This window comes from Bradyrhizobium sp. RDI18 (assembly GCF_043203335.1).
GTDB lineage: Bacteria > Pseudomonadota > Alphaproteobacteria > Rhizobiales > Xanthobacteraceae > Bradyrhizobium > Bradyrhizobium retamae.
On sequence record NZ_JBICRN010000008.1, the window covers coordinates 3,073,327 to 3,098,468 of the forward strand.

At 63.1% G+C, this 25,142-nt stretch carries 21 protein-coding genes and 2 pseudogenes; 11 read left to right on the forward strand and 12 right to left on the reverse strand.

All coding sequences use genetic code 11. From position 1 onward, the window contains the following. Positions 1-15: 15 nt before the first annotated feature. Positions 16-1,560, reverse strand: coding sequence for an acyl-CoA synthetase (locus tag ACFXS9_RS23930; protein ID WP_392692642.1), 1,545 nt, complete (start codon positions 1,558-1,560; stop codon positions 16-18). A 136-nt stretch (positions 1,561-1,696) separates the two neighbouring features. Beyond that, entirely contained in the window at positions 1,697-2,512 is an 816-nt protein-coding gene (locus ACFXS9_RS23935) for a crotonase/enoyl-CoA hydratase family protein (protein ID WP_392692644.1), read from the reverse strand. A 90-nt stretch (positions 2,513-2,602) separates the two neighbouring features. Here ACFXS9_RS23935 and ACFXS9_RS23940 point away from each other — a divergent pair, with 90 nt between their 5' ends. Further along, on the forward strand, positions 2,603-3,475 hold the full coding sequence (locus ACFXS9_RS23940; protein ID WP_392692647.1) for an SDR family oxidoreductase: 873 nt from the start codon (positions 2,603-2,605) through the stop codon (positions 3,473-3,475). A gap of 189 nt (positions 3,476-3,664) precedes the next feature. Continuing rightward, positions 3,665-5,245: a fatty acid--CoA ligase gene (locus ACFXS9_RS23945; protein ID WP_392692650.1), complete on the forward strand. Its 1,581-nt coding sequence runs from the start codon at positions 3,665-3,667 to the stop codon at positions 5,243-5,245. Positions 5,246-5,420: 175 nt separating this feature from the next. On the opposite strand, the gene ACFXS9_RS23950 is transcribed toward ACFXS9_RS23945, so the two are convergent. Next, entirely contained in the window at positions 5,421-5,894 is a 474-nt protein-coding gene (locus tag ACFXS9_RS23950) for a GFA family protein (RefSeq protein WP_392692653.1), read from the reverse strand. 23 nt (positions 5,895-5,917) lie between these two features. Further along, positions 5,918-7,192: an acyl-CoA dehydrogenase family protein gene (locus ACFXS9_RS23955; RefSeq protein ID WP_392692655.1), complete on the reverse strand. Its 1,275-nt coding sequence runs from the start codon at positions 7,190-7,192 to the stop codon at positions 5,918-5,920. A gap of 220 nt (positions 7,193-7,412) precedes the next feature. Between ACFXS9_RS23955 and ACFXS9_RS23960 the strand changes: the two genes are divergently transcribed. Further along, complete coding sequence (locus tag ACFXS9_RS23960) at positions 7,413-8,192, forward strand: enoyl-CoA hydratase-related protein (RefSeq protein ID WP_392692658.1); 780 nt, start codon at positions 7,413-7,415, stop codon at positions 8,190-8,192. Positions 8,193-8,359: 167 nt separating this feature from the next. Here ACFXS9_RS23960 and ACFXS9_RS23965 read toward each other — a convergent pair whose 3' ends face one another. The 3 genes from ACFXS9_RS23965 to ACFXS9_RS23975 are packed head-to-tail and all read right to left on the reverse strand — an operon-like array spanning position 8,360 to position 10,575. Beyond that, a complete protein-coding gene (locus ACFXS9_RS23965) occupies positions 8,360-8,740 on the reverse strand; it encodes a DUF6285 domain-containing protein (RefSeq protein WP_392692661.1) in 381 nt (126 codons plus the stop codon). Between the two features lie 57 nt (positions 8,741-8,797). Beyond that, positions 8,798-9,787 (reverse strand): phosphotransferase family protein, encoded by a 990-nt coding sequence (locus ACFXS9_RS23970; RefSeq protein WP_392692663.1) that lies wholly within the window; start codon positions 9,785-9,787, stop codon positions 8,798-8,800. Further along, positions 9,784-10,575, reverse strand: coding sequence for an enoyl-CoA hydratase/isomerase (locus ACFXS9_RS23975; protein ID WP_392692666.1), 792 nt, complete (start codon positions 10,573-10,575; stop codon positions 9,784-9,786). Before ACFXS9_RS23975 ends, ACFXS9_RS23970 begins: the two co-directional genes overlap by 4 nt. Positions 10,576-10,735: 160 nt before the next feature. Between ACFXS9_RS23975 and ACFXS9_RS23980 the strand changes: the two genes are divergently transcribed. Beyond that, positions 10,736-11,515 carry an SDR family NAD(P)-dependent oxidoreductase gene (locus tag ACFXS9_RS23980; protein ID WP_392692669.1) on the forward strand — a complete coding sequence of 260 codons (780 nt, stop codon included), beginning with the start codon at positions 10,736-10,738 and terminating at the stop codon, positions 11,513-11,515. Between the two features lie 339 nt (positions 11,516-11,854). Here the strand turns inward: ACFXS9_RS23980 and htpX are convergent, their stop codons facing one another. Further along, positions 11,855-12,790 carry a zinc metalloprotease HtpX gene (gene htpX / locus ACFXS9_RS23985; protein WP_392692672.1) on the reverse strand — a complete coding sequence of 312 codons (936 nt, stop codon included), beginning with the start codon at positions 12,788-12,790 and terminating at the stop codon, positions 11,855-11,857. A 334-nt stretch (positions 12,791-13,124) separates the two neighbouring features. Between htpX and ACFXS9_RS23990 the strand changes: the two genes are divergently transcribed. The 4 genes from ACFXS9_RS23990 to ACFXS9_RS24005 all read left to right on the forward strand — a co-directional run bounded on the left by ACFXS9_RS23990 (position 13,125) and on the right by ACFXS9_RS24005 (position 17,136). Further along, entirely contained in the window at positions 13,125-13,505 is a 381-nt protein-coding gene (locus ACFXS9_RS23990; protein WP_392692675.1) for a VOC family protein, read from the forward strand. An 85-nt stretch (positions 13,506-13,590) separates the two neighbouring features. Beyond that, a complete protein-coding gene (locus ACFXS9_RS23995; RefSeq protein WP_392692678.1) occupies positions 13,591-14,925 on the forward strand; it encodes an amidohydrolase in 1,335 nt (444 codons plus the stop codon). Between the two features lie 175 nt (positions 14,926-15,100). Continuing rightward, the gene (locus tag ACFXS9_RS24000; RefSeq protein ID WP_028350958.1) at positions 15,101-16,375 is read left to right on the forward strand and encodes an acyl-CoA dehydrogenase family protein; all 1,275 of its coding nucleotides are present in this window, start codon (positions 15,101-15,103) and stop codon (positions 16,373-16,375) included. Positions 16,376-16,515: 140 nt separating this feature from the next. Further along, on the forward strand, positions 16,516-17,136 hold the full coding sequence (locus ACFXS9_RS24005) for a flavin reductase family protein (protein ID WP_392692682.1): 621 nt from the start codon (positions 16,516-16,518) through the stop codon (positions 17,134-17,136). Positions 17,137-17,218: 82 nt separating this feature from the next. Here the strand turns inward: ACFXS9_RS24005 and ACFXS9_RS24010 are convergent, their stop codons facing one another. The 3 genes from ACFXS9_RS24010 to ACFXS9_RS24020 all read right to left on the reverse strand — a co-directional run bounded on the left by ACFXS9_RS24010 (position 17,219) and on the right by ACFXS9_RS24020 (position 19,141). Next, entirely contained in the window at positions 17,219-17,980 is a 762-nt protein-coding gene (locus ACFXS9_RS24010; RefSeq protein ID WP_392692684.1) for an alpha/beta fold hydrolase, read from the reverse strand. Between the two features lie 16 nt (positions 17,981-17,996). After that, positions 17,997-18,890 (reverse strand): glutathione-dependent disulfide-bond oxidoreductase, encoded by an 894-nt coding sequence (gene yghU, locus ACFXS9_RS24015; protein WP_392692687.1) that lies wholly within the window; start codon positions 18,888-18,890, stop codon positions 17,997-17,999. 86 nt (positions 18,891-18,976) lie between these two features. Further along, positions 18,977-19,141, reverse strand: coding sequence for a hypothetical protein (locus tag ACFXS9_RS24020; protein WP_392692690.1), 165 nt, complete (start codon positions 19,139-19,141; stop codon positions 18,977-18,979). Between the two features lie 33 nt (positions 19,142-19,174). Here ACFXS9_RS24020 and ACFXS9_RS24025 point away from each other — a divergent pair, with 33 nt between their 5' ends. Beyond that, complete coding sequence (locus tag ACFXS9_RS24025) at positions 19,175-20,323, forward strand: aminotransferase class V-fold PLP-dependent enzyme (RefSeq protein ID WP_392692693.1); 1,149 nt, start codon at positions 19,175-19,177, stop codon at positions 20,321-20,323. A gap of 103 nt (positions 20,324-20,426) precedes the next feature. Here the strand turns inward: ACFXS9_RS24025 and ACFXS9_RS24030 are convergent, their stop codons facing one another. Beyond that, on the reverse strand, positions 20,427-22,085 hold the full coding sequence (locus tag ACFXS9_RS24030) for a flavin-containing monooxygenase (RefSeq protein WP_392692695.1): 1,659 nt from the start codon (positions 22,083-22,085) through the stop codon (positions 20,427-20,429). Between the two features lie 228 nt (positions 22,086-22,313). On the opposite strand from ACFXS9_RS24030, the pseudogene ACFXS9_RS24035 reads away from it, so the two are divergent. Continuing rightward, a pseudogene (locus ACFXS9_RS24035) lies at positions 22,314-23,446 on the forward strand (nitronate monooxygenase). A 176-nt stretch (positions 23,447-23,622) separates the two neighbouring features. Then, positions 23,623-25,106 (forward strand): annotated as a pseudogene (locus tag ACFXS9_RS24040) (acetyl-CoA acetyltransferase). Positions 25,107-25,142 lie beyond the last annotated feature (36 nt).

The following is a 25,142-nucleotide window of genomic DNA, read 5'->3' on the forward strand; positions in this document are numbered from 1 at the left end:
GCGGTGCAGCGCCGGCTAAATCCTCCGCCCTGCCCGCTCCCAGTAGGGATCGCGCAGGCGGCGCTTGAAGATCTTGCCGGAATCTTCCCGCGGCAGGTTGGACTGGATTTCGATGTGTTTTGGCACCTTGTAGTCGGCCAGCGCGACCTTGAGCTGGTTGCAGATGGAAGCCGGATCTAACGTCACCGCCGGCTGCGGCTCCACCACAGCCATCAGCGCCTCGCCGAATTCCGGGTCGGGGATGCCGAACACGGCGCAGTCATGCACGCCGGGAAGCGCGTGCAGCGCGGCCTCGATCTCGGCCGGATAGATATTGACGCCGCCTGAAATCACCATGTCGCGCTTGCGGTCGCAGATGAAGACATAGCCGTCCGCGTCGATGTAGCCGACGTCACCCGAGGTGATGAAACCGTCGCGATCGATCTCGGCGCGCTTTTCCGGCTTGTTGTGGTAGGTGAAATCGGGATTGCCTGATATGCGCGAATAGATTTCGCCGATCTCGCCCTGCGGCAATTCCCTGCCGTCGTCACCGATGAAACGCAACTCGGCGCCCGGCGCGATCTTGCCGACGGTACCGGGCTTCTTCAGCGCGTCCTCGGACGTCGCAAAGGTAACCGCGCCGGACTCGGTCGAGCCGTAGAATTCGTAGATGATCGGCCCCCACCACTCGATCATCGCACGCTTGACGTCCGCCGGACACGGCGCGGCCGCATGGATGACATGGCGCAAGGACGACATGTCGTACTTCCTGCGGACCTCCTCCGGCAGCTTCATCAGCCGGATGAACATGGTCGGCACCATGAAGATGGTGTCGATCTTCTCGGTCGCGACCACGCGCAAAAATTCTTCCGCGTCGAAGCGCGGCATGATCACCAGGGCGCCGCCGAGGCGGCCGGCGCGCAGGCCGAACGAATTCGGCGCGGAATGATACAGCGGCCCCGGAAGCAATGCGCGGGCCCCCGGCTTGAGGCCGTAGATCAGCGCGCGCATGCGCTCGGCGTTGGCGCTTTGCTCCGGCGTCGGCGCAAAGCGGCGCACACCCTTGGGATGGCCCGTCGTGCCGGAGGTGTAGATCATGTTCTGCGGCTGCGGCACCGCCGGCCCATCATAGCGCTGGTGTTGGTTCAGCCAGGATTCGAAATCGATCGCGAAGTCGGGCGTCGCCAGATGATCCTGATTGATCTTGTAATGGCTGAGAATCTCCGGCGGGGTCGGCACGCTGAGCGCCGTGACGCCTTGCGGGATCGCCTCGCGCAACTGATGCAGCATGTCGGCATGCGCGATAAGCACGGATGTGCCCGAATCCTTCAGCACATAATTGATCTCTTCCGGCTTGAAGTGCCAGTTGACCGGCACGCCATAGGCGCCGAGCCGCATCGCCGCATAAGCCGCTTCGATGAAGGCGATGTCGTTGCGCATCAACATGGCGACACTGTCGCCCTGTTTGACGCCGAGCTTTTGCAGCCCGCTGGCGATGCGCTCAGTACGTTCGGCGACCTCGCCGTGGTCGCGCCGGCGCTCGCCGCTGATGATGCCTTGGAAGAGTTGGGAGGCTGACATTGTCTCTTTCGATCTGCTGTCGGGTTTGGAAGCTGTGCAGTCATTCCGGAGCGATGCGAAGCATCGAATTATGGTGCGCAATTGCGCACCTGAGGTCTGGTGCTAACGCACCATCCCGGAATGACCGGGAGCCTCGTTACCCAACATCCACAAACCGCGGCGCGCGCTTTTCCATATTGGCGCGCACGGCTTCGGTCTGGTTGGGGCTGCCGAGCAGCTTCTGCTGCTCGACGGATTCGGCCAGCAGCGCCGGCGCCGGATCGACGGAGAGTTTGTTCAGCATACGCTTGGCGGCACGGATCGCGTCGGGGCTTTTGCCGGCGATTTCGCGGGCGACCTCGAGAGCCGCCGCGCGCGGATCGTCGCAGATCCGCGTCGCGAGTCCATAACTCATGGCTTCCTGCGCGGAGAAGATGCGGCCGGTATAGGTGAGTTCGCGCAAAATATCGTCGCGAACGAGACTGGCGAGGATCGGCGTGCCGGCCATGTCGGGCACCAGGCCCCATTTGATTTCCATGATCGACATCCGCGCGTCCGGCGTGAGGAATCGCATGTCGGCGCCGAGCGCGAGTTGGAAGCCGCCGCCGAACGCCACGCCCTGGATCGCGGCAATCACCGGCACCGGAAGCTGGCGCCAGCCCCAGACCGCAGCTTGCGGAAAGTTCGCGATGCCATGGGTGCGTGCAGCGAGGTCGCGCTTCTCGCCGCCGGCGATCCCATTACCGCCACTTTCCTTCATGGCCTGAAAGCGCCCCATGTCGAGACCGGCGCAAAACGCCCGCCCCTCCCCGGACAATACTACCACCCGGAGCCCCTTTTCGTTGGCCAGCCGCTCGGTCGTGGCCACCAGTGCCTCAAACATCGCTGCATCGAGCGCATTCATCTTGTCGGCACGCACCAACCGGACATCGGCAATGCCGTCCGAAATCGAGATCGAGACGCGCTGCTCCATGAAAAATCTCCTCAGTTGCTGCTTTACAGAACGGTGTTGTCCGGTTTTAGTCAATCGACCAATTAACAGACAATCCCTTGGGTGGAAACGATGTTCAACGATCAGCTTCTCGCCGGGCGACGCATTCTGGTGACCGGAGGCGGCACCGGCCTCGGCAAATCCATGGCCGCGCGGTTTCTCCAACTGGGAGCCGAGGTCCACATCTGCAGCCGCCGCAAGATCGTCTGCGACGAGACCGCAACCGAATTGATGGATCTGCATGGCGGGCGCGTGGTCAGCCACGGCGTCGACATCCGCAATGCGATGGCCGTCGACGAGATGATCGAACAGATTTGGACTTCGGGTCCCCTCACCGATCTCATCAACAATGCCGCCGGCAATTTTATCTCGCGCTCGGAAGAGCTCTCGCCGCGCGGCTTTGACGCGGTCGCCAACATCGTGATGCATGGCACGTTTTATGTGACGCACGCGGTCGGTCGGCGCTGGATCGCCGCCAAGCAACGCGGCAACGTGGTGTCGATCACGGTGACCTGGGTGCGCAACGGCTCGCCCTATGTGGTGCCGTCGGCGATGAGCAAGTCGGCGATCCACGCCATGACGATGTCGCTCGCGGTCGAATGGGGCAAATACGGCATCCGCCTCAACACCATTGCGCCCGGCGAAATCCCGACCGAAGGCATGAGCAAGCGCATCAAGCCAGGCGACGAGGCCGGCGCGCGCACGCGGGCGCAGAACCCGATGGGCCGCGTCGGCACCATGGAGGAATTGCAGAACCTCGCGGTATTCCTGATCTCCGGCGGTTGCGACTGGATCAACGGCGAGACCATCGCCATGGACGGCGCGCAGGCGCTCGCGATGGGCGGCAATTTCTATCAGTTGCGCGACTGGAGCGACGACGACTGGAACAAGGCGCGCGACTCGATCAAGACGCAGAACGAGAAGGACCGCGCTGCGCGGGGGTAGTTTTCCCTGCGAAAGCAGGGACCCATGGCCACCAGCGCAAGTTGTTACGTAGGCAACTAGCCGCATCTTCTTGCCGATAGGCCGCGGCGTATGGGTCCCTGCGTTCGCAGGGACGACAGAGCCGTATTGTCTTTGTCGTGCGATATCGCCAAACTTCGCGCAACGAAAGCAAAACACTACGGGAGAGACATGTCCGCGCTGGAGCAACTGACGAATCTTGCCGACATGGTGCGCGACCGCGCCAGAACGCGCGGCGACGCGACCGCCTATGAGTTCGAGGGGCGCCAGACCAGCTTCGCCGAGTTCGACATCAAGACCAACCGCGTGGCGAATGCGCTGATTGCGATGGGCGTCAAGCCGGGCGAGCGGATCGCCTACCTCGGCAAGAACAGTGATATCTATTTCGAACTGCTGATGGGCGCGATGAAGGCCAAAGTGGTGATGGCGCCGGTGAACTGGCGGCTCGCCGGTCCCGAGATCGCCTTCATCGTCGGCGACTGCAAGGCGCCGGTGCTGTTCGCAGGACCCGAGTTCATCACGCAGGTTCGCAACATCAAGGCGCAACTGCCTGAGGTCCGCACCATCATCACGACCGAGGGCGGCGCGCCGGAATGGCCGGATTTCGCGGCCTGGCGCGATGCGGCCAGCGGCGACGATCCGAACGTGGCGATCAGCCCGAAGGATATCGCGATCCAGCTTTATACCTCCGGCACCACGGGCAAGCCCAAGGGCGCGATGCTGTCGCACGCCAACTTCCTCAATCTGGTGAACGCCGGCAGCGAGGCCGAGAAGCCCGAATGGAACAAATGGTCGAGCGACGACGTCTCGCTGGTGGCGATGCCGGTCTTCCACATCGGCGGCTCCGGTTGGGGCGTGATGGGGCTGTATCACGGCGCCAAGGGCGTGATCGCCCGCGAGTTCGATCCGAGCAAAGTGCTGGATTTCTTCGAGCAGTCCGGCATTACCAAGCTGTTCATGGTGCCGGCCGCGATGCAGTTCGTGGTGCGGCAGCCGCGGGCGCGGCAGGTGGATTTTTCGCGCCTGAAATACATGCTCTACGGCGCCTCGCCGATTCCTGCTGCGTTGCTCAAAGAGTGCATCGAGGTGTTCAAGTGCGGCTTCGTGCAGTTGTACGGGATGACCGAGACGACCGGCACCATCGTTGCCCTTCCGCCTGAGGATCATGTCGAGGGGCTGGAGCGCATGCGCTCCGCCGGCAAGGCGCTGCCCGGCATCGAGCTTGCGATCCTCGATCCCGACGGCAACCGGTTGCCGCCGCGCCAGGTCGGCGAGATCGCTACCCGTTCGGGCTCCAACATGGTCGGCTATTGGAACCTGCCGGAGGCGACCGCGAAGACGCTCCGCAGCGACGGCTGGCTGCGCACCGGCGATGCCGGCTACATGGACGAAGACGGCTACCTCTATATCCACGACCGCATCAAGGACATGATCATCTCCGGCGGCGAGAACATCTACCCGGCCGAAGTCGAGAGCGCTATCTGCGATCATCCTGATGTCGCCGAAGCCGCAGTGATCGGCATTCCCGACGACAAATGGGGCGAAGCGGTGAAGGCGATCGTGGTGATGAAGCCGGGCAAGCAGGCGAATGCCACCGACATCATCAATTTTACGCGCGAGCGCATCGCCGGATTCAAGACGCCGAAATCCATCGACTTCATGGAGGCGCTGCCGCGCAATCCCTCCGGGAAAATCTTGCGGCGGAGTTTGCGCGAGCCGTATTGGGCGGGGAAGGACCGGCAGGTGAATTGATCCGTGATCTATCAACGATGTCGTCCCTGCGAACGCAGGGACCCATACGCCGCACCATTGCTGATACGAGAAGTGTTCGTTGCCTCCGCTTGACCGCCATGACTCAAACTGCGCCCTGTGGTTATGGGTCCCCGCGTTCGCGGGGACGACGACTTGTTAAGGGCGGAGCAATCCCTCACCTCTTCCCTGCCCGCTCGCGCAGCGCGCGCCGGCGTTCCTTGGCTTCGTCCGACCAGACTTCATCGATGTTGTAGAACTCGGCGAACGCTTTTGCGCCCGGTGGCAGCGTCACCCAGGGCTGCTTGGTGGAGGTGAAGATGTGAACGTCCGGCGGGCACTGTGACGGATCATCCATGGTACCGACGCGGACAAAACGCACGGCTGGCCCGGAGCCCGGATAGTTGCTCCAGACGGCAACCTTGCAAGTCGGGCAACGGGCGATGCGCTGGCCCTTGCCGCTCGCCGACGGCGTCACGATGATCTCGGGTTCGGCCGCGAGATGCTCTACCCTATCGGCTTCGTACATCGCATTGAGTGCATGCACCGTACCGGTCTCGCGCTGGCACCAGGTGCAATGGCAGGCATGCACGATCATAGGCCTGCCGTTCAGGCGGTAGCGGACATGCCGGCATGTGCATCCACCTTCCATGACCTTCTCCTTGGCTTTGCTCCTCAGTGTTTGCCCGCACCCATATATCCGAACAGGAATCCCGCTACCTTGCGCTTCTGGATTTCCTCGCTGCCTTCGGTGATGCGGTAGCGGCGGTGGTGGCGGTAGATGTGTTCGAACGGCTTGTGGCGCGAATAGCCCATGCCGCCGTGCACCTGCATGGCGCGGTCGGCGGCCTCGCAGCACAGGCGGTTTGCCCAGTAGTTGCACATCGACACGCGATCGGACAGGGTGTGCTCGACTTGCGCCTGTGTGAGCTGGTCCATCTCCCACGCGGTCTTGCGGATCAATAGACGCAACATCTCTGCCTGCGTCGCCAGCTCCACCAAGGGCCATTGGATCGCCTGGTTCTCCGCCAGCGCCTTGCCAAACGGCTTTCGCTCGCGCGCGTACTTCACGCTCTCGTTGATGCAGTAGACAGCCGCGCCCAGCGAGCTCGCCGCCTGCCGGATCCGGTTCTCGTGCACAAAACATTGCGCCAGCGATAGTCCGCGGCCGATCTCGCCGAACAGTGCATCCTCAGGGACAAACACATCCGTGAAGCTGACGCGCGGGTGGTCCGTCGGCATGTTGAAGGTCCACATATATTCCTCGACCTTCACGCCCTCGCTCTTGGCCGGCACTAGGAAGCAGGTAATGCCGCGCCCGTCGCCGTCATTGCCTGATGTCCGGGCGAACAGCGCACAATGGGTCGCGACGTGCATGCCGGTCGTCCACATCTTCTGGCCGTTGATGATCCAGCCCTTGACGTTGTCACGTGTCGCCTGCACAGCCCTGGTTTCCATATGCGTCGCGTCGGAACCGTGATCAGGTTCGGTGAGGCCGAAGGTGATGCGGTATTTTCCGGTGATCGAGCCTTCGATCATCGCCTTCTGCTCGTCGGTGCCGTAGCGGTCGAGCATGGTCACGAGCGGCAGGTTGCCGACGATCGAATGCTCGTTCTGCAGATCATTGTGCAGGCCAAGCCCTTTCGAGGCGAAATGCTCGCGGATGACGGCCATCCAGAGGTTCGAACCGTCCTTGCCGCCATAGCGCTTCGGGATCGCGAAGCGCAAATGGCCGGCGGCGTCGGCGAGGTTCTTGGCCTTGCGCAGCAGCGCTTCCCATTCATGCCGAGGCAGGCCGCCGTTTTCGAAATCGGTACGCGCCCATTCGCGACGATGATCGAAGAAGCGGATGTTGTCGTCGGCTTCCTCCAGCGGCTTGATCTCGCGCGCGATGAAGCGGTCGAGTTCGTCGAGATAGGCCGTGAGGTCGGCAGGCAGGTTGAAATCCAAGGCGGTCTCCCGGAAATGTCGTTTATTGCTTTTGCGTTTAGGCGCTACGCGGCGTTCCTGCTCGGATCGATTTAGGTTGGAAGACCACGCCCAAGTCAAGCAACGGAATGGACGTTGGCACGCGCGGGGGCCTTGCGTAATTGGATGGTTTCCGACGGCCGGGCAGCGCTATGATCGCGGTCAATATTCTTCGCCGCAGAAAATCCAGAAAGGAGCAAACATGGACCTGAAATTCTCCAAGGTGACACGCAAGGGGCCGATCACGATTATCACGCTGTCGCGGCCGGAAGTGTACAATGCGTTGCATATCGATGCGCATTTCGAACTCAACAAGGTGTTCGACGATTTTTCCGCGGACCCTGCGCAATGGGTGGCGATCGTCACCGGCGCCGGCGATAAGGCGTTCTGCGCCGGCAACGATTTGAAATGGCAGGCGGCCGGCGGAAAACGCGGCTGGGACAAGGGCGGTTTCGCCGGCCTCACCTCGCGGTTCGACTGCGACAAGCCGATCATCGCCGCCGTCAACGGCGTCGCGATGGGCGGCGGCTTCGAGATCGCGCTGGCCTGCGACCTCATCATCGCCGCGGAGAATGCGACCTTCGCGCTGCCCGAGCCGCGCGTCGGCCTCGCCGCGCTCGCCGGAGGCGTGCACCGGCTGCCGCGGCAGATCGGGCTGAAGCGCGCCATGGGCATGATCCTCACCGCGCGCCACGTCTCGGCAAAAGAAGGCCTCGAACTCGGCTTCGTCAACGAGGTGGTTCCCGCCGGTGAAGCGCTCGCCGCGGCGGAGCGCTGGGCGGAGACGATCTGCAAGAACTCGCCGATGTCGATCCGCGCCTCCAAGCAGGCGATCCAGCGCGGCCTCGAAGTGTCGCTGGAACAGGCGATCGCCGAGCAGCGCGAGTATCCCGCGGTGAAGGCGATGGCGGCCTCGCAGGATTACATCGAAGGACCGAAAGCGTTTGCCGAGAAGCGTCCGCCGAAATGGCTGGGGCGGTAGCAATTGACTCGCCATCGTCGTCCCTGCGAAAGCAGGGACCCCGAGCGTGAGCGCGATTGCGCTCATCGCGGCCGCGTGATCTCTCTTGGCGGTGCGGTGGCAGCGACCTTTCGTCATCACGAACGCCTGTGGTTATGGGTCCCTGCGTTCGCAGGGACGACGCAGAACTAGCTACCCTTGCCCCCCAGCTCCCTCTTGTAGGACGCGTAATTCGGCTGGTCGACGGCGAGCTTGTCCATCGTCGTCTGCCAGAGATGTTCTGCTAGCCCCGGTGTCTGCAGATCGACTTCGCCTCTGGCGATCTTCTCGCACAGCGCGCGATTCAACTCGATCAACGCGCCATCCATGCCGAGCAACTGCTTGAGCCGCGCAACTTCGGCGACATCACTCCCCTGCTCCAGCGCCAGTTGCCGCGTCACCAGGTCGAGCGCGTTGATGCCGACGCGGAGCTTGAAGGCGTTGTGGCCTTTGATCTCTGCAGCAATCTCGTTGCGGAGGAAATCCGCGACCGCCTTGATCAGTTCGGTGGGGGTCGGTTCGTCTTGCATCTCACCCTCCCTTTTGAGGCATGATCCTATCCGAAAACCGGTTTCCACTTTTCGGGATCATGCCTTTCCCCGCGGCGCGAGTAGCCGTAGCAGATCGATTTCCGTCTCCGAGGAACGCCGCCCGATCATGGCGCGTTCCATCGAATGGTCGGGGCCTTGCCGAAAACGCTGCATCATGCCGCAGCACATGATGCCCCAGCGCAGCGTGCCCATCACTTCCCAGAGCATCACACGATCAGGATCGACCGTGCGGCCGGCTTCCTCGTATCCGGCGAACAATTCCTCGCGCGTCCCAAAGCCACCGACCGGCTTGTCAATCTCGCCGAAGCGCCAGGAGTTGACGCAGATCCAGCCGAGGTCTTCCATCGGATCGCCGACATGCGCGAGCTCCCAGTCCAGCACCGCACGGACGCCGTCGGGGCCGATGATCAGGTTGCCGTGGCGAAAATCGCCATGCACCAGCGTCACCTGCTGCGACGGTCCGGGATCGCGCTCGCGCAGCCAGCGCAGCGCCAATTCGAACACCGGCCGCGGCCGGTTGAAGCTGCGGTATTCCCGCTCGAGGTCGGCGATCTCCTTGGTCGCGCTCATCTCGCGCAACTTCGGCAGGTTCGCCGACGGCAAGCCGTGAATGCCCGCGATCACGCGGCCCAACTGCCGCGCCAGGATCGGCCGCGCCTCGGCGAATTGCTCATCGCGCAGGATCTTCCGCGCGATGGTCTCGCCCTCGATCCGCTGCATGATGAAGCCGCGACCGAGTTCGTCCGCCGGCTTCAGCACATGCATCACGCGCGGTGAAGGCAGGCCGGCGTCATGTGCCAATTGCATCAGTGTCGCCTCGGCATCGAGGCCGGCGGCCCGCCCCGGCGACGCGCCATAGCCCGGCGGCGCGCGGCGCAGGATCGCGCCGACATTGCCGTCCGGATGCACGATATCGAACGTCCAGGTCTCCTGGCTGGCGCCGCCGGAAAGTTTTGCGGCGCCGGTGACGCCGGTCGCTCCCGGATACCAGGAGGCGACGCAGCGCCCGAGTTGCTCCTCGATCATTTGCCCCTGAACTTGGCGGGGCGCTTTTCGAGGAAGGCAGCAACGCCTTCCTTGAAATCATCAGCCGCGCCGGCGATGCGTTGCGATTCGAATTCGAGGTTGAGCTGCTCCTCGAAGGAATTTTCCGGGCTGTCCCAGTAGAGCTTTCGGATCAGCGACAGCGCGATCGTCGGCCCATTGGCGAGCTCACGCGCGAGCTTCATCGCCTCCTCCATCAAGTCAGCATCGTCATAGACGCGGTTGACGAGGCCCCATTCCAGCGCCTTCTCTGCCGGCAACCGTTCGCCCATCAGCGACAATTCCACCGAGCGCGCCTTGCCGATCATGCGCGGCAACAGCCAGGTCGAGCCGCAGTCCGGCACCAGGCCGATGCGGCGGAACGCCTGCAGGAAATAGGACGAGCGGGCGCAGAGGATCATGTCGCCCATCAGCGCAAAGCTCATGCCGGCGCCCGCGGCGGGACCGTTGACGGCAGTGACGATCGGGCAATGCAGCCGGCGCAGCCGCCGCAGGAACGGATGAAAGCCGATTTCCAGCGATTGACCGGCATTGCTCTTGCCAGGCTTCTGGTTGTTGCGGCCCTGCAGATTGGCGCCGGTGCAGAAGGCGCGTCCGGCGCCGGTCAGCACGAGGCAGCGCACCTCCTCTCGCTTCTCCTCGATCGCGTCGAGCGCCTCGCCAAGCCCGCCCAGCATGTCCATCGAGACCGCATTCATGACCTCCTGATGGTCGAGCTTGAGAACGGCGACCGCGCCATCGAAATCGAGCGTGACGTGCTTGAACTGCATTGTTTCCTCTTAACTTGTGTTTACGCGCTATTTCGCTGCGCGGAAGACCGGCGTTGTCTCGCCCATATTTGATTTTCTGGGCGGCGTTGTCCATGCTTGCGCCAGAACATCTGCCCGCCGCAGGGCGCAACTCTGTTGCCAAACAAAATGGAAACATCCAATGAGCATCTTTGACCTCACCGGCCGCACGGCGGTCATCACCGGTGGCAATGGCGGCATCGGCCTCGGCATTGCGCAGGCGCTGAACGCCCAAGGCTGCAACGTCTCGATCTGGGGCCGCAATGGCGACAAGAACAGGAGCGCAGCGGCAACCATGTCGGCCGGGCCCGGCAAGGTCCATACGCAGATCTGCGACGTCACCGATCCCGCCTCCGTCAAGGCCGCGATGAAGGCGACGCTCGATACATTCGGCCGCGTCGACGGCTGCTTTGCCAATGCCGGCATCGGCGGCGGCGGCCGGCGCGCCTTCATCGACCGCACCGAGGAGGAATGGCGAAAAATGTTCGCGACCAATCTCGACGGCGTCTTCCACGTGTTTCAGGCCGCCGCCCGCCACATGACCGAACGTGCGGAAGCCGGCGACAAATTCGGCCGGCTGGTTGCGACCTCGAGCCTGGCGTCCTTGTTCGGCACCGCGCGCAACGAGCACTACGCCGGCACCAAGGCGGCGCTGAACGCGCTGTGCCGCGCGCTCGCGGTCGAGCTGGCGCGCTACGGCGTCACCGCGAACGCGATCCTGCCAGGCTGGATCAAGAGCGACATGACGTCGGGGCTGATGGCCAACGACAAATTCGTCGCCAACGTGATGCCGCGCATTCCAGTGCGCCGCTTCGGCGAGCCGAGCGATTTTGGCGGCATCGCCGTGTACATCATGAGCCAGGCATCGTCGTATCATACGGCGGATTGCTTTGTGATCGATGGCGGGTACACGGCGTTTTGAGGTTGGTTGACGTAGGCGATCTCCATCGTCGTCCCTGCGAACGCAGGGATCCATAACCATCGATGCCAATTGTCGGCATCGCTGTAGCGACAACTTCGCAGAACATGAACATTTGTGGTTATGGGTCCCTGCGTTCGCAGGGACGACGCGGATAGGTATGAGTCCATGATCTCGCGGCGCGTTGCGCCCTGCATGAAAACGTCCTTGCGCGCGCGGCAAATCAGTTTGCAGGGTGGGCAAGCGCAAGCGTGCCCACCATTCACAGCGAATAGTGCGAAGAGATGGTGGGCACGGCGCGAAGCGCCTTTGCCCACCCTACGCGGTCCGCATATCCCCGGCTTATCCCCACGGGCCGCGCGAGGTAGAAGTCCGGCCCCACGGGCTGCGGCGCGGATAATTGCCGCGCGCGTTGGCGGAGAAGGTGCCGCCCTGCGCGCCAAGCTCCGCCGCGAGCTGCTGCAAGGCAGCGATGCGGTTCTCGGTCGAGGGGTGCGTCGTGAACAGATTGTCCATGCCCTGACCCGACAACGGGTTGATGATGAACATGTGCGCGGTCGCCGGATTGCGCTCGGCTTCGACATTCGGCACGACATGCGCGGCGTTGGCGATCTTGGCCAGAGCGGACGCAAGCCACATCGGCTGACCGCAAATGCGCGCGCCGAGATCGTCGGCGGCGTATTCGCGCGTCCGGCTGATCGCCATCTGCACCAGCATGGCGCCGAGCGGGGCCAGGATCATCATGGCAATCGATCCGATGATGCCGGGACCCTGGTCGCGGTTGCCGCCAAAGAACATGCCGAACTGCGCCAGCATCGAGATCGCACCGGCAATGGTCGCGGTGATGGTCATCAGCAGCGTATCGTGATTTTTGATGTGCGCGAGCTCGTGCGCGATCACGCCCGCGAGTTCTTCGCGGCTAACCGACTGCACCAGACCCGTGGTCACGGCGACCGCCGCGTTCTGCGGATTGCGGCCCGTGGCGAAGGCGTTCGGTTGCGGCTCGTCCATCAGGAACACGCGCGGCATCGGCAGGCCGGCGCGGCCGGCGAGTTCAGCCACGAGATTGAAGAGGTCGGGCGCCGTTCGCTGGTCGACCTCATGGGCGCCGTACATCGACAGCACCATGCGGTCCGAATTCCAGTAGGCGAAAATATTGGTCGCCGCCGCGATCACGAGCGCGATCGTAGCGCCGGTGGCGCCGCCGATCAGATAGCCGACGCCCATGAAGAGGCCGGTCAGACCGGCCAACAGAATGGCAGTCTTAAAATAGCTCATTTTCGTCTCCTTGCCGCCCGCGGCTGAACGCCGTGGCAGGCATCCCAGAGGTAGGAACTCACCCGAGACCGCTTCAAGATGCCGGGGTGCGTCGAGGCGCCGCGTTTGGCGACAGGAACCAACGCGCCAGCCGGATTAACGATCCGTAATCCGGTGGGATCGCGTGGCTTTTCGGCTACCGGACCGAGCTGCTTGTAGAACGCCCGCGGCGCCGTCTACAGTGCCCGGCAACGAGCAGCGTAATGAGGTGGCCCGGGAAAGTGAAGTGGCAGCAATTTGCGCTTGTTCGTCTGGAAACAAATTCGTCCGGAAAAACTGGGAGGAAATTGAAGAAATGTTTTCGCATGTGATGATCGGCACCAACGACCTCGACAAGGCCAAGGCGTTCTATGACGCATTGCTCGGCACGCTCGGTGTGCGGCCGGCACGGGTCGACGGCCACCGCATTTTCTACATCACCAAGACCGGAATATTCTCGGTGACCAAGCCGATCAACGGCCAGCCCGCGACGCCCGCCAATGGCGGCACCATCGGTTTTGCGGCCGACTCGCCCGAGCAGGCCGACGCATGGCACGCGACCGGCATCGCCAATGGCGGAACGACTTGCGAAAATCCGCCGGGCATCCGCGAAGGCAGCGCGGGCAAACTCTATCTCGCTTATTTGCGTGATCTCGACGGCAACAAGATCTGCGCGATGCACCGGATGCCGGCGTAAACGAAGATTGTAGGGTGGGTTTAGCCGAAGGCGTAACCCACCCTACGCAGCACGGGGTGCGGCACAATCGAAGGGACGTCGGGCCATGAAGCGATCTGTCATCTCATTGGCGGCGTCCGCCGCGCTATTCGCAACCATCACGCTGCCCGCCCACGCCGAGCTCGATGTCGCCACCCTGCAGAAGGCGATCGAAGCCTCGTTCGCAAGCGACTATCCGAAGCTCGACGCGCTCTACAAGGAAATCCACGCCCATCCTGAGCTTGCGTTTCAGGAGGTAAAAACCGCCGCGAGGCTCGCCGCGGAAATGCGCGCGCTCGGCTTCGAGGTCACCGAGAAGGTCGGCAAGACCGGGCTGGTCGCCATTTACCGAAACGGCGACGGCCCCACCATCATGGTGCGCACCGAGCTCGATGCGCTGCCGATGGAGGAGAAGACCGGCCTCGACTATGCGAGCCGCGACAAGGCCAACTGGAACGGGCGGGAGGTGTTCGTCGCCCATAGCTGCGGCCACGACATCCACATGGCGAGCTGGGTCGGGACGGCGAAGACGCTGCTTGGCCTGAAAGAGCAGTGGCGCGGCACGCTGATGTTCATCGCCCAACCGGCGGAAGAAATCGTGGCGGGTGCCAAGGCCATGCTGGCGGATGGCCTGTTTACGCGCTTTGCCAAACCCGATATCGCCCTCGCCCTGCATGCCGGTCCGTTCTCTCATGGCACGGGCTTCTATCGCACAGGAGTAGGTTCGTCCGCCGCCGACGGCCTCGATATAACATTCCACGGCCGCGGCGGTCACGGTTCGGCACCGCACACGACCGTCGATCCCGTTGCGATTGCGGCGCGGTTCATCGTCGACGTACAAACTGTGATCAGCCGCGAGAAGGATCCAACTGAATTCGGTGTCGTGAGCATCGGCGCCATTCATGGCGGCACCGCTCCAAATATCATCCCCGACTCGGTGCGGCTCTCCGGCACCATTCGCTCCTACAAGCCCGAGGTTCGCGCCAAACTACATGCCGGGATCGAACGGACGGCAAAGGCGGCCGCGGCGATGTCGGATGCGCCCGCTCCCGACATCAAGATCGTCGAGGGCACCAAGCCCGTCATGAACGATCCAGATGTGGTCGCGGCCACCGCCGACGTGCTGAAGGCGGCATTCGGCGACAAGTTCAAGCTATCGCCGCCGACGACCGCAAGCGAGGATTTCTCCGAATTCGCCGGCGCAGGCGTGCCATCGATGATGTTCAACATCGGCGTCTATGACCAGGAACGTATCGACGCAGCACGCAGCGGCGGGCCACCGATACCGTCCAATCATTCGCCGCTGTTTGCGCCGGTGCCGAAACCGACCATCGAAACCGGCGTCACCGCGATGACGCTCGCGGTGCTCGGCGCCTTCGATCAGAGGGCCCGGCGCAAATGAGCGAGGCGGAAACGTAATTCGCCAATATCGGGGCACCGACCCGGCTTGCCATGCGGCGGAAAATCGCCTCGCCCAGGCGCGCTTGTACAAGCCCTGCCCGCCCGTCTACATTGCCGGCCAACGAGCCGAGTGCGCGCCCGCAGATGAATGGTCTGCGCAATGGGAGGAACAATCCATGAAACACGCCTACATCCCGCGGACGACCACCTACAATCTCAACCCGGGCGAAGAACTCAACGATTTGCGCATGTCGGACGAGGTTCGTCCGCTGTACGAGCACGTCAAAAAATTCATCCGCGAGACCGTCGATCCGATGTCGGTCGAGTTCATGCGGCTCGGCGAAGGCAAGAAGGACCGCTGGAGCTTTACGCCGGAGCAACTGGCGGTGCTGCAGAAGGCCAAGGACAAGGCCAAGGAAGAAGGCCTGTGGAATTTCTTTTTGCCCGATGCCGAGACCGGCGAAGGCCTGAAGAATCTCGACTACGCCTATATCGCGGTTGAACTGGCGAAGAATCCGCTGGCGTCGGAGACCATGAACTGTTCGGCGCCCGACACCGGCAACATGGAAGTGCTGGAGCGCGTCGGCACCAAGGAGCAGAAGGAGAAGTGGCTGAAGCCGCTGCTGGCAGGCGAAATCCGCTCGGCCTACGCGATGACCGAACCCAACGTTGCCTCCTCCGACGCCAAGAATATTTCCACCACGGCAAAACTCGTCGGCGACGAATGGGTGATCAACGGCGAGAAGTATTACATCTCCGGCGCCGGCGATCCGCGCTGCAAGATCATGATCGTGATGGTGAAGACCAATCCCGATGCGCCGCCGAGCAAGCAGCAGTCGCAGATCCTGGTGCCGATCGACACCCCCGGCGTCGAGATTTTGGGCCCGATGCACGTGTTCGGCCACGACCACGCGCCGCGCGGCCACATGCATCTGCGCTTCAACAACTGCCGGGTGCCGAAGGAGAACATTTTGCTCGGCGAAGGCCGCGGCTTTGAAATCTCGCAGGTTCGCCTCGGACCGGGGCGCATCCATCACTGCATGCGCACGATTGGCAAGGCGGAAAAGGCGCTCGACCTGATGGTGTCGCGCGGGCTCACCCGCGAAGCCTTCGGCAAGAAGATCGCCCATCTCGGCGGAAACTTGCAGATCATTGCCCAGGCGCGCTGCGAGATCGAGGCGATGCGCCTGATGGTGCTGAAAGCCGCGAAAGCGATGGACGTGCTCGGCAACAAGGAGGCGCGGATCTGGGTCAGCATGGTCAAGGCCATGGTGCCTGAGCGCACCTGCAAGATCATCGACCAGGCGATCCAGATGCACGGCGCGACCGGCATTTCGCAGTGGAGCCCGCTCGGCGAGATGTACCAGGATGTCCGCCACCTCCGCTTCGCCGACGGTCCGGACGAGGTGCACTGGATGGTGGTCGGAAGGCATGAACTGAGCATGCCGTAACCCCAAGAAACCGTCATTGCGAGGAGCGATGCGACGAAGCAATCCATGCCACCACATGGGGCGCTATGGATTGCTTCGCTTCGCTCGCAAGGACGGAGAAGTTGGGCCCGCTTTGTTCTTCCTACCGCGAGTTCTCCGTCATGCAATACGCCCCCAGCGACTTAAAACCCCGCGAGCGCTACAAGGTGCTCACCTCCTTCGTGCTGCCGCGGCCGATCGCCTGGGTGACGACGATCGGTCCGACCGGCGTGGTCAACGCGGCGCCGTTCAGCTTCTTCAACGTGTTCTGCGAGGATCCGCCGCTTTGCATGTTTGCCGCCAATCTGCGGCCCGACGGCCGCGTCAAGGATACCGTAATCAACATCCGCCGAACGGCCGAGTTCGTCGTCAACATGACCGACGAGCCGTTGGCGCGGGCCATGCATGAAAGCAGCGGCGACTTTCCGCCCGAGATCGGCGAGCCGGACTATCTCGATCTCAAACTGGCGCCCTCGACCAAAATCGCCGTACCGCGGCTGGCGGATGCGCCGTTTGCGATGGAGTGCAAGACCTGGAAGGAGATCGACGTCAATGGCGACCGGCTGCTGGTGATGGGCGAAGGCATCCACTTCCATATCCGCGACGAACTATGGGACCACGCCGCGATGCGCGTGCACATGGAGCGCTATCACCCGATCGGCCGCATGTTCGCGGATCGTTACTGCCGGACCGACGACCGCGTGGTGTTTCCGCCGGCGGAAGGGGCGAAGGCGGCGGTCTAGAAGTAGGATGGGTGGAGCGAAGCGATACCCATCAGCATCACGAACGGTATTAATGGGTATCGCTTCCCCATCCTACAGGCTACTACGAATTAGACACCGGCCTATGCGCACGCAGGAAAGACCGGATCTGCCGCACCGCGAGTGGCACCCGCTCTTTCGGCTCCTTCCACGGAAACAGGCTGACTTCCGCGTTCGGCGCCAGCATCGCGCTCTCCATCGCGACCGCGTAAGGATGCGCCGGGATGTCGTCGGGCAGGATCAGCACCGGCGTCTGGCAGCTTCGCACAAAATCGCGCGTCACGGTGAAGACGAAATCGGGATCGGTGCGATACATCTTCGTCAGGAATTTTTCCGCCTGCTCCATCGTGATGTCAGGCCGGCATTTTGTCAGTTCGGGCGCCCAGCCGGTCATGTTGTTATTGTAAAACAGATCGCGCATTTCGGGACGCGAGCCTGACGGCATCGCCAGTACGGCGGCGACGACGCGATCCGGCGCGCGCTTGATCAGATTCCAGATCAAGGGACCGCCGATGCAGAAACCCAGCACCATGAATTTTTCAAAACCGAGGTGATCCATCAGCGCGAGCTGGTCGTCGGTGTGGGAATCCCAGGGGCGCTCGATCTCGAGCGGGCCGGTGGATTGGCCGGGCGGCGCGTTGCGCAGGTCATAGGCGATGCAGCGGTATTCGTTGCCGAATTCCCTGATGGCGTTGAAGGGCGGATAGTCGCCGGTGATGCCCGAGATGTTCGAATTCAATCCGCCGCCGGCGATCAGGAGCAACGGAAAGCCGGAGCCGGCTTCCTCGTAGTGGATGCGAACGGCGCCTTTTTCGAAAAAGCTCATCGCGTTCCCCCTCGCCTCACTCTTGCGCCGGCTCGCCGATCTTGTCCTGCGTCCTGGTATCGAAATCGCTGGCATCGTGCCGCTCGTGCAACTGGCTTGCCGGATCGCCGGAGATGCGGTTGACCATGCGGCCACGCTTCACCGCCGGGCGCTTGGCGATCGCGTCGGTCCAGCGCTGCACGTTCTTGTATTCGTGCACCGAGAGGAATTCCCCGGCGCCGTAGACCAGGCCCTTGGCCAGCGCGCCGTACCACGGCCAGGTGGCCATATCGGCGATCGTGTATTCGCTCCCTGCGAGATATTCGTTATCGGCCAAACGCCGATTGAGCACGTCGAGCTGGCGCTTCACCTCCATGGCGTAGCGGTCGATGGCGTATTCGATCTTGGTCGGCGCGTAGGCGTAGAAATGGCCAAAGCCGCCGCCGAGAAACGGCGCGCTGCCCATCTGCCAGAACAGCCACGACAGGCATTCGGCCCGCGCCGGCCCGCTGGTCGGCAAAAACGCACCGAACTTTTCGGCGAGATGCATCAGGATCGCACCGGACTCAAACACCCGGATCGGCGTCGGTCCGCTGCGATCCATCAGTGCGGGGATCTTCGAATTCGGATTAACAGCGACAAAGCCGCTGCCGAACTGATTGCCGTCGATCTTGATCAGCCAGGCGTCGTACTCCGCACCGCTGTGGCCGGCCGCAAGCAGCTCCTCGAACATCACGGTGACCTTGACGCCGTTGGGAGTAGCAAGCGAGTAGAGCTGGAACGGATGGCGGCCGACCGGCAGCTCCGCCTCATGCGTTGGGCCTGCGATCGGGCGATTGATCGCGGCGAACCGGCCGCCGCTCTCCTTGTTCCAGGTCCAGACTTTCGGCGGGACGTATTCGGCGGGATCGTTAACGGGGGCATCGGTCATTGGTTTGGCTCCAGGCTCCTACGAGCCGTCTCGCGATTGCGTGATCTGTCGCGCGGCGGCCGCCGCAATCCATGTAAGGTTTCGTATCAGCACTGCAACCAAACAAAAAGCGCGCAAAACTCAGGGGAGGAATGCGCATGTTGCGAAGCAAGTGTAGAGCAAGCGCCCGCCATTGCGCTGAAAATCTCCCGCCAGTTGGCAAGTGTACTCGGAGCAATGCTCTTGTGGCTGGCATAGTCGAGATCGGTCATAGTGGATGTATCACCAGCAAAGAGACCATCCACATGCTCTCATCACAGCGCCCCCTGTTCGAGATACCGCGCCAGATCTGCTACCTGAATGCCGCCTCCTACAGCCCGCTGCCGCTTCGAACGCTAGAGGCCGGCCGCGCCGCGGTTCTCCGCAAGGGCTCGCCGTGGACGATCGAGGCCTCCTTCGCCAACCAACAGCATGAACGCGCGCGCCTTGCTGCCGCCCGGCTGATCAATGCCGAGGCTGCGGATATCGCGCTGATTCCCTCGGTCAGTTACGGCGTCGCGACCGCCGCGAAGATGCTGCCGATCGCCCGCGGCACGCGCGTGATCGTGCTGGAGAACGACCACTCCTCGCCGGTGCTCGAATGGCATACGCGGGCCGAGGAAGGGTTCGAAGTCGAGACGGTTCGGCAACCCGACGATGGCGATTGGACGTCGGCGGTGCTTGCCGCGATCGAACGATCCGGCGCACCACCGGTCAGCCTGGCCTCGATCTCATCCGTGCACTGGTCGGATGGTGGGTTGATCGACGTCTACGAGGTCGGCACGGCACTCCGGCAACGAGGCGCTGCCTTTCTCGTCGACGCGACGCAAAGCGCTGGCGTGCTGACGACCGACGTGAAGCGTCTCGACCCGGATTTTGTGATCTTCCCGACCTACAAATGGCTGCTCGGACCCTACGGCCGCGCCTTTCTCTATGTTGCAAAGCGCCATCAAGGCGGTATCCCGCTCGAGCAGACCGCGTCTGGCCGTCGCAACGTGCGCGCCGAGAACGCGGTCTATTTCACGGATGTCAGTTACGTTGGCGATGCGCGGCGCTTCGACATGGGCGAGCGCGATCATTTCATCTCGATGGAGATGGCCTCGATCGGCATGGAGATGATGGTCGAATGGGGAGCACCGGCTATTGTGCAGCGTCTCACGATGTTGACGGAGCGGATCGCGCAAGCCGTGCGCAGCATCGGCGTCCACGTCCCCGAACCTCATCTGCGGGCGCCGCATATCGTGAGCCTCGCCTTCAAGGGCGGAATGCCGGCGGGCCTCGTCGAAGGACTGGCAAGCGAAGGCGTCTATGTCGCAACGCGGCTGGGGCGCATGCGTGTGTCGCCGCACGTCTATAATGACGAAGCCGATGCCGACCGGTTTGTTGAGGTGTTAACGCGGCGGCTGCGGGGCTGACCTGTAGGGTGGGCAAAGCGAAGCGCGCCCACCATTCGTGCTATCAGATCGGAAGATGGTGGGCACGGCGCTTGCGCGCCTTTGCCCACCCTACGGCAGCCGCTTAGGACGCCGCCGCCTTGCGCGGCGCCTCTGCCCGCTCCATCACAAACCCCTCATACCCCTTGGCGGCGACGTCGTTGCAGATCTGCCGGTACGGCCCGACGCCGCCGATATAGGGCATGAAGATGCGCGGCTTACCCGGGACGTTGGCGCCCATGTACCAGGAATTCGCCTGCGGATACAGCGTGGTGTAGGCGACCTCGTTGACGTGGGCGACCCATTTGTCCTCGGCTTCGGTGGCGGCCTCCATCGTGTCGAGCCCGCGATCGCGCATGTAAGCGAGACAGTCGGTGATCCAGTCGACATGCTGCTCGATCGACACGACCATGTTGGACAGCACCGACGGGCTGCCGGGGCCGGTGATGACGAAGAGATTGGGAAATCCCGCGCTCATCAGGCCGAGATAGGTGCGTGGGCCCGCGACCCATTTCTGGTTCAGCGTCTGGCCGTCGCGGCCCTTGATATCGATCTTCGCCACCGATCCCGTCATGGCGTCAAAACCGGTCGCCAACACCAGAGCGTCGACTTCGTAGTTCTTGCCGGCCACGCGCACGGCGCTTTCGGTGATCTCTTCGATCGGGCTAGACTTGATGTCGACCAGCGTCACGTTTGGGCGGTTGAAGGTCGCGAAATAATCGGTGTCGATGCAAATGCGTTTTGAGCCGATCGGATGGTTGTTCGGCTGCAATAGTTTTGCCGTTTCCGGGTTCTTGACGATGCCGGCGATCTTCTCGCGGACGAAATTCGCAGCGGTGTCGTTGGCGGCCTTGTCGAGCGCAAGATTGTTGTAGACCGACATGAAGGTAAGCCCGCCGTGATTCCAGCGCGCCTCGTACTTCGCGCGGCGCTCGTTGTCGCCGTCATCGAGCGCGCCGCGGTCGGGCATCTCGGTATAGATGCCGTTCTTCGCCACCTCGCGCGCGAAGCGCCGGATCTCGGGATAGTTGGCGCGGAATTTCTGCCGCTCCTGTTCCGTCAGCGGCGCATTGCGGGCGGGAATCGAGAAATTCGCGGTGCGTTGGAATACCGTCAGATGGCTGGCCTGTTCGGCGATAACCGGCACCGACTGAATCCCCGACGATCCCGTGCCGATGACGCCGACGCGCTGGCCGGTGAAATCGACTTCCTCATGCGGCCAGTGGCCGGTGTGGTAGACCTTGCCCTTGAACCGCTCGAGACCCTTGATGTCGGGCATTCGCGCGTTCGACAGGCAGCCGGTAGCGAGCACGACGAATTTTGCTGATACCGTTTTGCCGGCCGAAGTCGTTACCGACCAGAGGGAGGTCGCCTCGTTGAACTCGGCACGATCGACGCGGGTGTCGAACTGGATGTCCCTTCGCAGATCAAAGCGGTCGGCGAAGTGGTTGGCGTATTTCAAAATCTCCGGCTGCGGTGCATAGCGCTCGCTCCAGTCCCACTCCTGCTGCAGCTCTTCCGAGAACGAATAGGAATACTGCATGCTCTCGACGTCGCAGCGCGCGCCGGGATAGCGGTTCCAATACCAGGTGCCGCCGACGCCCGAGCCCTGCTCGTAGACCCGCGCCGTCATTCCCTGTCCGCGCAAGCGGTGGAGCATGTACATGCCGGCAAAACCCGCGCCGACCACGACGACGTCGTAGGCCTCGGGCAATTTGGCGGTAACGGAAGACGTGGCGGACATAAAGGCGGGCTCCCTTGGGTTATCGCTTGATTTGGTTGCCAGCATTCTCTCCACAGCGTGAAAGCGCAAGACGCAAATCGGCGGCATGGCATTGCATATTTTGCGCGGTGGAATGTTCACTCCTCATGTCGAGAGGAGCAAGGCCGCTTGGCATGCAAGCCTCCGATGGGCTAGCGTCACGTGGAAGCGAGCAGCAACCACCGAATGCTGCCGCCGGGAGGACTAACCATGAAATCGCCAATCTGCGACATGCTGGGAATTGAATTCCCCCTGCTCGCTTTCAGCCATTGCCGCGACGTCGTTGCCGCCGTCAGCCGCGCCGGCGGGTTTGGCGTATTGGGAGCGACCGCGCATTCGCCCGAGACGATCGAACAGGAACTGAAATGGATCGACGATCAAACCGATGGCAAGCCTTACGGGCTCGACGTGCTGATCCCCGAAAACATTTCTACCGCGGGCGAGAAGGACGTCACCTGGAAGAGCCTGGAGGCGCGGATTTCGCCGCAGCATCGCGATTTCACCCGCAACCTGCTGAAGAAGTACGGCGTCGAGTTGACAACGACCAATGTCGCCGACAACCAGCCGCAGCCGTTCGACGCGCAGCGCGCGCTTGACGTGCTCGAGGTCTCGTTTCGCCATCCGATCAAGCTGATTGCGAACGCGCTCGGCGTGCCGCCGAAACAGATGATCGACATGGGCCGCAAGCATGGCGTGCCGGTGGCGGCGCTCGTTGGTTCGAAAGAGCACGCGCTGCGGCAGGTCGCCGCCGGCGTCGATATTTTGGTTGCGCAAGGCACCGAGGCCGGCGGCCATTGCGGCGAGGTCTCGACCATGGTGCTGGTGCCCGAGGTGATCAAGGCGATCAAGCCGGTCCGCGACGTGCCGGTGCTGGCCGCAGGCGGCATCATGACAGGTAGGCAGATGGCGGCCTGCATGGCGATGGGTGCGGCCGGCGCCTGGACCGGCTCGGTGTGGCTGGCGACGGTGGAATCGGAGACCACGGAAATTTTCCGCGAGAAGATGATCGCCGCATCCTCGCGCGACGCGGTCCGCTCAAGGGCCGCACCGGCAAGCCGGCACGACAATTGCGGTCGGTGTGGACCGATGCATGGGACCGCGGGCCGGATAGCCCCGGCGCCTTGCCGATGCCGCTGCAAAGCATCATCAGCCGCGATGCCTTCAACTCGATCGACCGCGCGGCCGCCGCCGGCAACGTGCAGGCGCGCGATCTGGTGACCTACTTTGTCGGCCAGGGCGTCGGCCTGATCGACAGCGTGAAGTCGGCCGGCGCCGTGGTGCAGGAATTCAAGGAAGATTTTGCCGACGCGGTGGAGCATATGAACATGCTGATGGAGGAGTGACGGCCTCTCCCGCGTCATTGCGAGCGAAGCGAAGCAATCCATCTCGCCGAGCCGACGGTATGGATTGCTTCGTCGCTACGCTCCTCGCAATGACGGCGAAACAAGGTGCGATTTGATTGTCCCGAAATTGAAGAAGAAGAAAAAATGTCGAACAACTCCCCCTCCCCGAAGATCGCATTCCCGTCATCGTCGGCGTCGGCGAAATCGTCGACCGGCCAAAGGACATCGCCGCCGGCCTCGAACCGCTGGCACTGCTCGAGCAGGCGGTGCGGCGCGCGGAGGCCGATAGCGGCGCAAAGCTGCTCGGCGAGCTCTGCTCGCTCGATGTCGTCAATTTCCTGAGCTGGCGCTACCGCGATCCCGAGAAGCAGCTCGCAGCAAAGCTTGGTGCCGCGCCAGCGCATTGTTACTACGGCCCGGTCGGCGGCGAGAGCCCGATCCGCTACATTCACGAAGCCGCACAGCGCATCGCGCGCGGCGAGTGCAGCGTGGCGGTGGTCTGCGGCGCGGAAGCCCAATCCACCGCAACCAAGGCCGAGCGCGGCGGCATCTCGCTGCCATGGACGCCGTTTGCCCATGACGTCGAGGAGCCGAAGCGCGGTGCGGCGTTTCAGAAGCCGATGGCGGTGAAGCTCGGGGTGTCCCGCCCCATCACCGTCTATCCGCTCTATGAATCCGCCACGTCAGCGCATTGGGGCCAGACGCCGCGCGAGGCGCTCGCCGAATCCGGCGCGCTGTGGTCGACCTATTCGAAAGTGGCGGCCGAGAATCCAAACTCGTGGCTGAAGAAGCGTTTTGCACCTGAAGAGATCATCACGCCGACGCCAGAAAACCGATTGATCGCCTGGCCCTATACAAAACTGATGGTGGCCAACCCGACCGTGAACATGGGCGGGGCCGTCTTGCTGACCTCCCTGGCGAAAGCGCGCGCGGCCGGCGTGGCCGAGGAGCGGCTGGTCTATCCGATCGGCGGCGCGTCGGCGGAGGAGCCGCGCGACTATCTGGTGCGCGACCAGTTTTATGAAAGCCATCCGCAGAACGCGGTGCTGAAGGCAGTGATGGACCTGGTCGAAGGCGACGGCAGGAAATTCGACGCCATCGAGCTCTATAGCTGCTTCCCCTGTGTGCCCAAGATGGCGCGGCGGACGTTGGGCTTGGGCCCCGACGTGCAACCGACGGTGACCGGCGGCCTCACCTTCTTCGGCGCGCCGCTCAACACTTATATGACGCACGCGGCTATTGCGATGGTGCGGAAACTGCGCGAAGGCGGCAAGCTCGGCCTGCTCTACGGCCAGGGCGGCTTCGTCACCAAGCATCACGGACTGGTGCTGTCGCGCGAGGCGCCGAAGGGGCCGCTCGCGCAGGACACCAGCGTGCAGGCCGAGGCCGACCGCCATCGGCGCCCGGTGCCGGACTTCGTCACCGAGGCCTCAGGCAAGGGCAAAGTCGGAGTTTTACCGTGATCTACAAGGGCAAGGGCGAGGTCGAGCACGGCGTCGTAATGCTGCGCACCGAGCAGGATGCGCGGGCGCTGGCGCGTGTGCCCGCTGGTGACGCAGCGACGCTCAAGCATCTGCTGAACATGGATCGGACGCCGGTGGGGTCGGTCGGCGATATCGTTGCCGCGGATGATGGCGTGCTGGAGTGGCGGGTGGGATAGTTCCAGTGTCCCGGACGCGGTGCAGCGCGACAGCGC

Coding starts and splice junctions, on each gene's coding strand:
- ACFXS9_RS23930 (WP_392692642.1), bottom strand. CDS start 1,560: ATGTCAGCCTCCCAACTCTTCCAAGGCATCATCAGCGGCGAGCGCCGG.
- ACFXS9_RS23935 (WP_392692644.1), bottom strand. CDS start 2,512: ATGGAGCAGCGCGTCTCGATCTCGATTTCGGACGGCATTGCCGATGTC.
- ACFXS9_RS23940 (WP_392692647.1), top strand. CDS start 2,603: ATGTTCAACGATCAGCTTCTCGCCGGGCGACGCATTCTGGTGACCGGA.
- ACFXS9_RS23945 (WP_392692650.1), top strand. CDS start 3,665: ATGTCCGCGCTGGAGCAACTGACGAATCTTGCCGACATGGTGCGCGAC.
- ACFXS9_RS23950 (WP_392692653.1), bottom strand. CDS start 5,894: ATGGAAGGTGGATGCACATGCCGGCATGTCCGCTACCGCCTGAACGGC.
- ACFXS9_RS23960 (WP_392692658.1), top strand. CDS start 7,413: ATGGACCTGAAATTCTCCAAGGTGACACGCAAGGGGCCGATCACGATT.
- ACFXS9_RS23965 (WP_392692661.1), bottom strand. CDS start 8,740: ATGCAAGACGAACCGACCCCCACCGAACTGATCAAGGCGGTCGCGGAT.
- ACFXS9_RS23970 (WP_392692663.1), bottom strand. CDS start 9,787: ATGATCGAGGAGCAACTCGGGCGCTGCGTCGCCTCCTGGTATCCGGGA.
- ACFXS9_RS23975 (WP_392692666.1), bottom strand. CDS start 10,575: ATGCAGTTCAAGCACGTCACGCTCGATTTCGATGGCGCGGTCGCCGTT.
- ACFXS9_RS23980 (WP_392692669.1), top strand. CDS start 10,736: ATGAGCATCTTTGACCTCACCGGCCGCACGGCGGTCATCACCGGTGGC.
- htpX (WP_392692672.1), bottom strand. CDS start 12,790: ATGAGCTATTTTAAGACTGCCATTCTGTTGGCCGGTCTGACCGGCCTC.
- ACFXS9_RS23990 (WP_392692675.1), top strand. CDS start 13,125: ATGTTTTCGCATGTGATGATCGGCACCAACGACCTCGACAAGGCCAAG.
- ACFXS9_RS23995 (WP_392692678.1), top strand. CDS start 13,591: ATGAAGCGATCTGTCATCTCATTGGCGGCGTCCGCCGCGCTATTCGCA.
- ACFXS9_RS24000 (WP_028350958.1), top strand. CDS start 15,101: ATGAAACACGCCTACATCCCGCGGACGACCACCTACAATCTCAACCCG.
- ACFXS9_RS24005 (WP_392692682.1), top strand. CDS start 16,516: ATGCAATACGCCCCCAGCGACTTAAAACCCCGCGAGCGCTACAAGGTG.
- ACFXS9_RS24010 (WP_392692684.1), bottom strand. CDS start 17,980: ATGAGCTTTTTCGAAAAAGGCGCCGTTCGCATCCACTACGAGGAAGCC.
- yghU (WP_392692687.1), bottom strand. CDS start 18,890: ATGACCGATGCCCCCGTTAACGATCCCGCCGAATACGTCCCGCCGAAA.
- ACFXS9_RS24020 (WP_392692690.1), bottom strand. CDS start 19,141: ATGACCGATCTCGACTATGCCAGCCACAAGAGCATTGCTCCGAGTACA.
- ACFXS9_RS24025 (WP_392692693.1), top strand. CDS start 19,175: ATGCTCTCATCACAGCGCCCCCTGTTCGAGATACCGCGCCAGATCTGC.
- ACFXS9_RS24030 (WP_392692695.1), bottom strand. CDS start 22,085: ATGTCCGCCACGTCTTCCGTTACCGCCAAATTGCCCGAGGCCTACGAC.